The 9,857-nt window shown below is 39.9% G+C and carries 8 protein-coding genes and 1 pseudogene; 5 read left to right on the top strand and 4 right to left on the bottom strand.

Going from position 1 to position 9,857, the window contains the following annotated elements; translation table 11 throughout:
• Positions 1 to 182: 182 nt before the first annotated feature.
• The 3 genes and pseudogenes from Q0X89_RS07670 to Q0X89_RS07660 form a co-directional block, all read left to right on the top strand.
• Positions 183 to 743: pseudogene (locus tag Q0X89_RS07670) on the top strand (30S ribosomal protein S16); the annotation flags it as partial.
• Between the two features lie 238 nt (positions 744 to 981).
• Entirely contained in the window at positions 982 to 1,509 is a 528-nt protein-coding gene (gene rimM / locus Q0X89_RS07665) for a ribosome maturation factor RimM (protein ID WP_297692791.1), read from the top strand.
• A gap of 90 nt (positions 1,510 to 1,599) precedes the next feature.
• Positions 1,600 to 4,566, top strand: coding sequence for a PVC-type heme-binding CxxCH protein (locus Q0X89_RS07660; protein ID WP_297692789.1), 2,967 nt, complete (start codon positions 1,600 to 1,602; stop codon positions 4,564 to 4,566).
• Positions 4,567 to 4,681: 115 nt separating this feature from the next.
• Here Q0X89_RS07660 and Q0X89_RS07655 read toward each other — a convergent pair whose 3' ends face one another.
• Both Q0X89_RS07655 and Q0X89_RS07650 read right to left on the bottom strand, forming a co-directional pair.
• Positions 4,682 to 5,728, bottom strand: a complete 1,047-nt coding sequence (locus Q0X89_RS07655) for a TIM barrel protein (RefSeq protein ID WP_297692787.1) — start codon at positions 5,726 to 5,728, stop codon at positions 4,682 to 4,684.
• A 23-nt stretch (positions 5,729 to 5,751) separates the two neighbouring features.
• Positions 5,752 to 5,910 carry a hypothetical protein gene (locus Q0X89_RS07650; RefSeq protein ID WP_297692785.1) on the bottom strand — a complete coding sequence of 53 codons (159 nt, stop codon included), beginning with the start codon at positions 5,908 to 5,910 and terminating at the stop codon, positions 5,752 to 5,754.
• A 261-nt stretch (positions 5,911 to 6,171) separates the two neighbouring features.
• On the opposite strand from Q0X89_RS07650, the gene Q0X89_RS07645 reads away from it, so the two are divergent.
• Entirely contained in the window at positions 6,172 to 7,605 is a 1,434-nt protein-coding gene (locus tag Q0X89_RS07645) for a sulfatase (RefSeq protein ID WP_297692783.1), read from the top strand.
• Positions 7,602 to 8,315: a methyltransferase gene (locus tag Q0X89_RS07640; RefSeq protein ID WP_297692781.1), complete on the top strand. Its 714-nt coding sequence runs from the start codon at positions 7,602 to 7,604 to the stop codon at positions 8,313 to 8,315. The genes Q0X89_RS07645 and Q0X89_RS07640 overlap by 4 nt, the downstream gene beginning before the upstream one ends.
• Positions 8,316 to 8,317: 2 nt before the next feature.
• On the opposite strand, the gene Q0X89_RS07635 is transcribed toward Q0X89_RS07640, so the two are convergent.
• Both Q0X89_RS07635 and Q0X89_RS07630 read right to left on the bottom strand, forming a co-directional pair.
• A complete protein-coding gene (locus Q0X89_RS07635) occupies positions 8,318 to 9,154 on the bottom strand; it encodes a dimethylarginine dimethylaminohydrolase family protein (protein ID WP_297692779.1) in 837 nt (278 codons plus the stop codon).
• A gap of 49 nt (positions 9,155 to 9,203) precedes the next feature.
• On the bottom strand, positions 9,204 to 9,857 hold a 654-nt coding region (locus Q0X89_RS07630), incomplete at its 5' end, for an amino acid permease (protein WP_297692777.1).

Genomic DNA, 9,857 nt, shown 5'->3' with positions numbered 1-9,857 from the left:
TATTTCTAAGCACCGTTCTAAGTTGATAGTTGGTAAGGATCAATTGGTGGAAATAGAATAAAAAGGAATTCGTTTAAAAGTATTGGAGGTTTATAGAAAACACGTATATTTGCAGCCCATTTACGGGAAAAAATAAAAGAATTAATAATCGAGGGTCGGGCACCCTACAAAATTAATGTGATATGCCAGTTAGAATTAGATTACAAAGACATGGAAAAAAAGGAAAACCGTTTTATTGGGTAGTAGCAGCAGATGCGCGCTCAAAAAGAGATGGAAAGTTCCTTGAAAAGTTAGGTATCTACAATCCTAATACCAATCCTGCCACAATTGAATTAAACATTGACAATTCTGTTCAATGGCTTGTAAACGGAGCTCAGCCTTCAGATACTGCCAGAAGAATTTTGTCGTATAAAGGTGTTTTATATAAGCATCACTTGTTAGGTGGTGTACGTAAAGGTGCATTAACCGAAGAACAGGCAGAAGCAAAATTCAATGCCTGGGTTGAAGAGAAGGAAAAGACTATTGCAAAGAAAGAGGCCGGACTTGATAAGGTAAAGGCTGATGCAAAAGCAAAAGCTTTGGAAGCTGAAAAAGAAGTAAGCGAAAAAAGAGCTTTAGCAGCAGCAGAGGCATTAAGCGAAGAGGCTGAAGCAGAAATAACAGAGGGAGAAATTGTTGTAACAGAAGAAGCCGGAGCAGAAACCGAAGCCACTGAAGAAGCAACTGCTGCGGCAGAAGAAGCTGTGAAAGAAGAGCCTGTTGCGGAAGAAGTTGCTCCCTTAGCTGAAGAAAAAGTAGAGGAAGCTGCTCCTGTAGCTGAAGAAACAGTAGCCGAAGAAAAGGCAGAGGAAGCTGCTCCCGCTGTTGAAGAAGCTGCCGAAGAGGCCGCTCCTGCTAAGGCAGAAGATGCTGCAAAGGAAGAAGGTGACACGGAAGAAAAGCCCGCTGCTTCTGATAAGAAAGAATAATTATTAGAACGAGATGCAGAAGGAAGATTGTTTCTACCTGGGCAAAATCGTTTCGAAACATAGTTTTAAGGGGGAGGTACTTGTTAAACTAGATACCGATGAGCCCGAAATATACGAAAACATGGAATCAGTTTTTGTTTCATTAGGAAACAATCTGGTTCCATTTTTTATTGAGAAGTGTTATTTGCATAAATCGAATCTGCTCCGTATACGGTTTGAAGACATTTCGTCTGAAGCCGATGCAGATCGTATTATAGGTTCTCATTTGTATCTTCCTTTAGAATTCCTGCCCAAACTTTCGGGTAACAAATTCTATTATCATGAAATTATAGGGTTTGATATGATCGATAGCCAACACGGAAATATTGGAATTATAACAGGTGTAAATGATTCTGTTTCCCAGGCACTTTTTGAGGTGCAAAAGGATGATAAGGAATTGCTTATCCCTGTCGCAGATAATATCATTGATAAAGTGGACAGAGACAACAAAACGCTTTACGTAACAACTCCCGAAGGCTTGGTAGATCTCTATCTTTCCTAGTATTTTCAATTGAGATTAGAAGAGCATAGCACTTTTTAGGTTGTTTCTTTTTTTCTATCTTTCATTGTCCTTTTTATTTTGGGTAAAAACATGAATATCCGAATTGTTTTTTGTCTTGTGGCTCATGCTTTATTTTTAAGCTGCACAATCGAAAATTCGAAATCTATTGAAGATTTTGAAATACACCCTGATTTTAAAATTGAATTAGTTGCCTCTGAACCATTGGTTTTTGATCCGGTAGACATGCAGTTCTCTCCCTCCGGTAAAGCCTATGTTTTGGAAATGCCCGGATATCCTATGCGGGATGAACAAAGCCGGATTATTCTTTTGAAAGACACTGATGATGACGGGATCTATGATGAAAGGAAAGTTTATGCTGATAGCCTCGGAGTAGCTTCCTCTTTTATGTTTTACAATGATGGTTTCCTGGTTGCTTCCCCTCCTCATCTTATTTGGATTTCTGACCAGGATTTTGATGGGTCGGCCGAAGAACGTGTCCATATTATGGATGGATTTAGCAATGAGAATCTTCAGCATAATTTTAATGGATTGACTTATGGATTGGATAATTGGATTTATGCAGCAAATGGTGGAAACTCGGGAAAACCCTATTTTTTCTCTAAACCTGATGCTATTCTAAATTTAAGAGGAGGTGATCTCCGTTTGGATTTGGAAAATGAAATAGCCGAGAGGGTGGGAGAATCTTCCGGGGGATTTAAAATTACTTTCGACGAATGGGGGAGATTATATGAAACGCATAACCTGGAACATGTTTCACAATTGGTATTTGAGGATCGTTATTTCGGAAATTTTCCTGTTACTCCCGGCCATGCATTAACAAATATCTCCGACCATGATGAAAACGGCTTATCTAGAATTTATCCCATTGGTGAGCAGGAAACCAGAGTAAATCACCCCGAGCAATCCGGATATTTTTCAGGAGCATGTGGAATTACATTTTACGGGGGAGGAATTTTTCCCGAAGATTTTGATTCATCTTTATTGGTAGCTGATTGCGTTCTTAATCTCATTCACATGGACCTGTTAACAGAAAACAACGCAGCTTCCAAAGCCAGCAGAGTTGGAGATAGAACCGAATTCCTGGCGTCCAGTGACAGGGCATTCAGACCGGTTAATATGACTGTAGGACCGGATGGGTCTCTTTATGTTTTAGATATGCACAGGGAAGTAATTGAACATCCTGAATGGATTCCGGATGAAATTGAGGCCGAATTGGATTTAAATGCTGGGAGAAAGAAAGGAAGAATCTATCGTATTACGGGAGTCCAATATAACTATGAAAAACCAAAAGATCTGGAAAGTTTCAGTGAAAAAGAATTTGTAACGGCCCTGGGGAACAAAAATCAATGGATAAGGAAGACAGCTCAACAAATACTTGTAACTAACAAGAACTATAATTCAGTTCCTTTACTTGCAACACAATTAGACACCACTCAAAATCCTTTGGCAAAAATCCATAGCTTATGGACACTTGAGGGTCTGGGTAGTTTAAGTAACAAACAATTAATGAAGGCTTTAAATGACCCTTATAGCCCTATTGCCGAAAATGCCCTGAAAATTCTGGAGGCAAGACCAGCAGAAATTGACAAGTTTATAGAACCGCTCCTGGGTTTGACCCTGGCAAGTAATTCACGACTTAGAATGCAGGCTAATCTTACCCTCAGTACTATCCCAGATTCTTTATATTTTGCACACAGAGGTCAAATCGCTGCCTTATTGAGAAAGGCATTAAATGAAACTCAATCAGATCAATGGAATAGAATGGCAATGTCCTTTGCATTAAGCAGACAGGCTGGCAGTTTTGTTGGTGAAGAGTTGACTAATAACAAGGAGCTAACAGAAGATCAAAAACAAGTATTGGGAATTTTGACCGGTATAGTTGGAAAAGAAATGGATGGCTTGAGTATTAAATCCGTTCTGGATGGGATCTATAAAAGTGATATATCAACATCATCAAAAGCCGAACTCATTGAATCACTTTCCGAAGGATACATTCAGAGGGTAACTCAACTGGCAGACAAAGACGGGAAGAATTCAATTTTACAAGCCTTGAGAAGTCTGGAAAATACTAACGATCTGAGTATAATAAAAGCTGCCGGAGAACTGCGTCTTGCCATGGGATTCCAATCTTCTAAAAAGATAAATGAATTAGTGGCGCAATCCCAAAAGGATATTTTAGCCCAAAAGGGTAGTATAGATGAGCAATTAATACAATTAAAGTTAATTGGCTTGTCTGATTTCGATAGCAGAGCCACTTTGTTATACACATTGTTAAATAGCAAAAGACCAATGGTTTTGCAAAGGGAATCCCTCAAACAATTATGGAATTCTAACGAAAAAGGAGTGGGTCCAAAACTATTAGTTATGTGGAATTCTTTAGCTCCGGAAGCTAGAAAGCACGCAACGGATATTCTGTTATATAAATCCTTTAATCATGATGCGCTTCTAACTGCCATGGAAGATGGAACGGTGAACCTCGGTGAATTTAATCTGGATCTGGAACGCAGGAGGGTGTTGTTGTTTTCTGATGATGAAGATATTCGAAAACGAGCTGAGGCATTATTTTCGGATAGCGGAGTTGTTCAAAGGAAACAGGTAATATTAGAAATGAAACCTGCATTGGCCCTCAATGGAGATTCGGAAAAGGGAAGTATGGTATTTGAAAACTTATGTTCAAGCTGCCATATCTATGGGAATACAGGTAATGACGTAGGTCCTGTTTTAACCGAAATAAGCAGGAAAAGTAAGGAGTCCCTGATTCATGAAATTCTAGACCCTAATGCTGCTGTGGATACCCGATATTTGAACTATAAAGTAGTCACGACCGGTGGCAGTATCTATTTTGGACTAGTCAGCAATGAAACAGATACAGAACTGACTTTAAAAATGACAGGTGGCGAAGAAGTAATTATTCCAAAAAATACAATTGAAGTCTTTATGTCTACCGGAAAATCTTTAATGCCTGAAGGGCTGGAAGCAGGAATAAATAAACAAGACATGGCTGATTTGCTGGCATTTCTTCAACAAGCGCGATAAAGAACTTAAACTTAAAGTTTCATACTTTCCTATATGGAACTTAAAAGTTTCAAATTAATCTATCAGGAAATGGGTTTTTCGAAATTGTTTTAGCAGGGATGAATTTAAAGGCATTTTAAGCCAGAGACATTTTACAATACTCCAGACACTTTTTAACCTCCTCTACAGCATTTGAGCCTTCCGGGATATCGTATTCCAGTTCTATGGTTACGGGAAATTTATACTTGTTATCCCTGATTAATTGAAGGGCCTGGGTTATAGGAGTATCTCCGGTTCCCCAGGGAAGATTCCCTTTGCCATGCTCCGGTGTTTGCCGATCTTTGGTGTGCATGCTCATTATCCGCTTATGTTTGCTCTTTATAATTTCCAGCGGAGCTTTATTTCCGGCAGCTACATAATGGCCCAGATCCAGGTTCAATGCGTTGTATTTAGATTGTTTCAGTGCTGTATCCCAAAAGGTGGGGGTTTGTTGTTCATGACCATGATAGGCTACATAAATACCATGTTTTTTTGCCATGGCTCCAAGTTTTTGGGTATAAATATCATCATCCGGATGCTCCAGGGTTACATGGCTGGCACCTAAAGTTTTTGCTACCCGCATTCCCCAATTAATTTCGTCATCAGTATTGTCTTTTCCAAAGGCACGTGGTTTAAAAGCATAGATTGTAACTCCTGCATCATTATACATCTTCCTTAGTTCTTCAAATTTATCCATGGATACAGCCGAACGCCATTTCGCAACTTCTTTGTTGTAAACTGCCGTTTTTGCCTGCATTTCTGCCAGCTCTTTTTGCTGCTCCTCATTAAGTACTTCTCCTCTGCGTTTAGATCTTAACAAGGAGTAATAGGCACGACGGTTAACCGGATTTTCCGGTTTTCCCGCGAATGACTCGGCCGGATCTCCCATAAGTTCAATGGCACTGATACCGCAATCCAATATGTACTTTAAGGTGGCCTCGGCACTTTGATCGGGCATGCTCCTGAAAGAATAAGTGATTACACCAATCTGTACCCCGTTTATTATTGAATTTGGCCGGTAGCTGTTTTTTAGATTTGACGGAGCCGCAAGAAGGGAGGGACCCGTAATGGCTGCACCTGCCGCAAAAGTCACAGAAGTACCAAGAAACCTTCTTCGGCTATAAATACTTTTTTTATTTTCCATAATCTTGTTTGTTAAGTGTTCTTTTAGTTTATCAACTTTTCGTTTTGAAGTATACCAAATATTTTCAGTTGTCGCATTGACCAGGGAATTGTTCCCTCTTCTTCCAGATCTGCACCTTTCCAGTTTTCGCTCTTCGGATCCTCATCTTCAGGAATGCTTACAATGGGCAAGCTATCCGACATGGAACTTAGTACTTGATTAATAGGGTGAGGGCCATCGCTGTTGGGTTTGCAGCCCGGAGATGTCAAAAAAATCGAAAAAACTAAGTAAAAGTTTTTTCGTACCAGAAGTCTTATTTTCCGGGATAAATTAATTATCATACTTTAGAATTAGTATAAGCTCTGTATTCGCTACCTGATGAATGAAAATTAATTATATTAAGCCCAACTTACAAGTATTTTGTAATACTTTACAAAACAGCACTTGAAAAACCAGCCTTAGCAATGATTCGTAATCTATCATTATTTATCCTGATCATTCTCCTGACCAGCTGTAAAGATAAAACAGAAGCGATTGCTTCAGCCGAGACGAAACCTCCAAATGTAGTCTTAATTTTTACCGATGATCAGGGTTATCAGGATGTAGGTGTATTCGGAGCTAAGGACATCCCTACGCCACACCTGGATAATATGGCTAAGGAAGGAGTTAAATTAACCAGTTTTTATGCCGCCCAGGCAGTATGCTCGGCTTCAAGAGCCGGGCTGTTAACAGGCTGTTATCCTAATCGTATTGGGATTCACAATGCATTTATGCCAGATAGTAAAATTGGTTTAAATCCTTCAGAAACAACTATTGCCGAAATGCTTAGATCAAAAGGATATGCCACCGGCATTTTTGGAAAATGGCATTTAGGTGATCATCCGGATTTTTTGCCTGGCAAACATGGTTTTGATGAATATTTTGGAATTCCCTATTCTAACGATATGTGGCCCTTTCATCCACAACAGGGTCCGGTGTTTAATTTTGGACCTTTGCCTTTATATGAGAATGAAACCATTATAGACACTTTAACCAACCAGGCTCAATTAACAACTCAAATTACGGAGCGCAGCGTAGATTTTATAAATAGGAACAAAGACCGTCCTTTTTTTCTCTATGTCCCGCATCCACAACCCCATGTGCCTTTATTTGTATCTGATAAATTCAGGGGAAAGTCGGGTAGGGGATTATATGGCGATGTTATTATGGAGATTGATTGGTCTGTAGGTCAGATTTTAAATGCTTTAAAAAGCCATAATCTTGATGAAAATACGGTTGTTATTTTTACTTCTGACAATGGTCCCTGGTTGTCCTACGGAAATCATGCCGGTAGTGCTCTGCCATTTCGTGAAGGCAAGGGTACTGCCTGGGAAGGAGGGCATAGGGAACCATTTATTATAAGATATCCTGCCGGTTTAAAAGGAGGTCGCACTATAGATGCTGCAGTTATGGCCATAGATATCTTACCTACGATTGCAGCTATTACAGGTTCAAAATTGCCTGAAGCTGCTATTGATGGTAAAAGTGCTTGGGAATTGCTCTATGGAGACAGCAAAGAGAGCCCTCAGGAGGCATATTATTTTTATTACCGTGTGAATGAACTTCATGGTATCCGATACGGAAAATGGAAGCTTTATTTCCCGCACAATTACAGGACTATGGAAGGTCAGCAGCCTGGCAAGGATGGTCTTCCCGGCAATTATGTGCATTTAGATTTAAATGAAATTGAGCTTTATGACCTTTCTGAAGACCTTGGCGAAACTACGAATGTAGCTGCTGAATACCCCGAGGTTGTGGAAGAAATAGAACAGCTTGCAGATGCAATGCGAAAAAAATTAGGGGATTCATTGAAAGATATAGAAGGAACGGATAACAGACAGGCAGGTACTATAGAATGAGAAAACCATTTAAGTTTAAACAATTTACCATTTATCAGGATCGCTGTGCTATGAAGATTGGTACGGATGGGGTTTTGTTAGGTGCCTGGACGAATATTTTCCATTCGCCTGAATCTATTTTGGATATAGGAGCCGGCACTGGCGTCATCGGTTTAATGATGGCCCAAAGATGTTCAGCGGAGAGTATCGATGCCATTGAAATAGATGAGGATGCTTTTGAACAATGCGTTGAAAATTTCGAGGCCTCTCCATGGGCAGACAGATTGTTTTGTTATCATGCTTCTTTTGATGAATTCCTTGATGAGGTTGATGACAAATATGATCTGATAATTTCCAACCCGCCTTATTATTCTGAAGAAGTTTCCAGTGGTGATAGTGTAAGAGACCAGGCCCGGCAGAATAGTTCCCTGCCTTTTGGCCTTCTTTTAAAAGGGGTCTCTGAACTACTTGCTGAAAGTGGCATTTTTGCCTTGGTAACTCCTTTTAAAGAAGAAAAGAGAGTGCAAGAGGAAGCCTTAAAATTTGGTCTATACCCACTACGTTTAATGCATGTAAAAGGGCATCCGTCTTCTGAAGTTAAAAGAAGTTTTATGGAATTTCAATTTAAAAAAACCGATGTCCTAAAAAGTGAACTGACTATTGAAAAGTCAAGACACAAGTATACGGAGGAATATATCGAGCTTACTCGGGATTTCTACCTTAAGATGTAAGTTTAATCCTGTCTGTAAATGGGGCGGGTGAGGCATGTAGGACCACCACCACCTTTGTAACTGATTTCTTTTCCCTCATAAGTATGAACAGTACACCCTGCCTTTCGCAAAGCATTTTCAGTATCTGTATTTCCTGCTACCATTACGCAATCCCTCGGACCAACGGCCAGCACATTGCAACCCATAGATTCAAATTCATGTTCGGGTACTTCTACAAAAGTAAATCCACGGTGCAATAATTCATTCCTGAATGAAATGGGCATTAACGGGGAATAAACGACTGCCAGATCTTTATCAACCGGACTTAAAATAGACATTAAGTGGAAGACATCTGTTGGGCCTTTGTAATGCGGAAGCTCTGCCACCAATACTTTAATATTGTAATGAGCGAGCAATTCTTTTAGTTGTTTGATGCCCGATAAATTTGTGCGATATGTATGCCCAACGGCCAAGGTATTTTTGTCCAACCATGCGACATCTCCTCCTTCAAGGGTGCCGGGGTTTTTTATGGTTCCAAGAACCGGAATATTGCTGGCTTCGAAGAATTTTTTTTGTGCATTCGGTTCCATAGACCTGGCTTGCTTACCCATATTGCAAATAATCATTCCATGATCTGTGGCTATGCTGGCATCACGGCAATAAATGGAATCTATAGTAACCGATTCAGATTTGGGAAAACAACTTATATGAGGTACTTTCCTGACAAGTAAATTTTTGAATTCTTCATATTCCTCTTTTGCCCTGGCCAGATCTGGTTTGGAAAGGTAATTATGAACAGCCCATTCTTTTTTTAGCTTTTCCTCACTAATAAATGCTTCCTCCGGGGTTTTGATGAACACGGATTCCAATTTTTTGAACTCAGAATGACAGGTATATTGCATCTAAATATTAGGTTGAATCTTTATTTTTCCATTTTACAAATACATAAAATGGTATTCCTAACATCAACAAAATAAATCCCCAAAATACAGACTTTTCCCCTGCCCCGAATATAGCCCAAATAGCGTAGGAAAAAGCCAGACTTCCCATGCCATATATTCCCAACCATGGTTGGGAAGGTAACTTTCTTTCTAATAGGATACTTACATAGGCAGCAGCGGTAAAAAGATAAGGGACTAAGGCAGTTAATGTTCCCAGTAAAATTAGAAACCTGAATTGCTCAACCAAACCTTCGGAATAGTTCATTAGCATTAATACGGAAGCCAAAGTGCTGCCAATAAGCATTCCATAAACCGGAACACCTTGTTTGTTTTCCTTCTTAAAAATTCCAGGAAAGAGTTTGTCTTTTGCAGTAGCCCTTGGTAATTGACCAACTATTAAGATCCATCCGTTAAGGGCGCCAAAGGCAGCAATTGCTGCACCACATGCAACTAATCCACGTCCTAATCCCCCTGTCATAATCCCCATGGCATCTGCAAATGGTGCCGGTGAAATGGCAAGCTCTCCTGGAGGCACCATCCCCATGACAGCTATTGTTCCCAATATATAAACCATAGTAGTAATCAATGTTCCCAGGATAGTGGCTCTGGGAATGGTTTTTCC

It is taken from the genome of uncultured Eudoraea sp., from assembly GCF_947258525.1.
Classification (GTDB): domain Bacteria; phylum Bacteroidota; class Bacteroidia; order Flavobacteriales; family Flavobacteriaceae; genus Eudoraea.
Note: the sequence above shows the minus strand (reverse complement) of the source record. Positions and strands in the feature narration are given on the sequence as shown.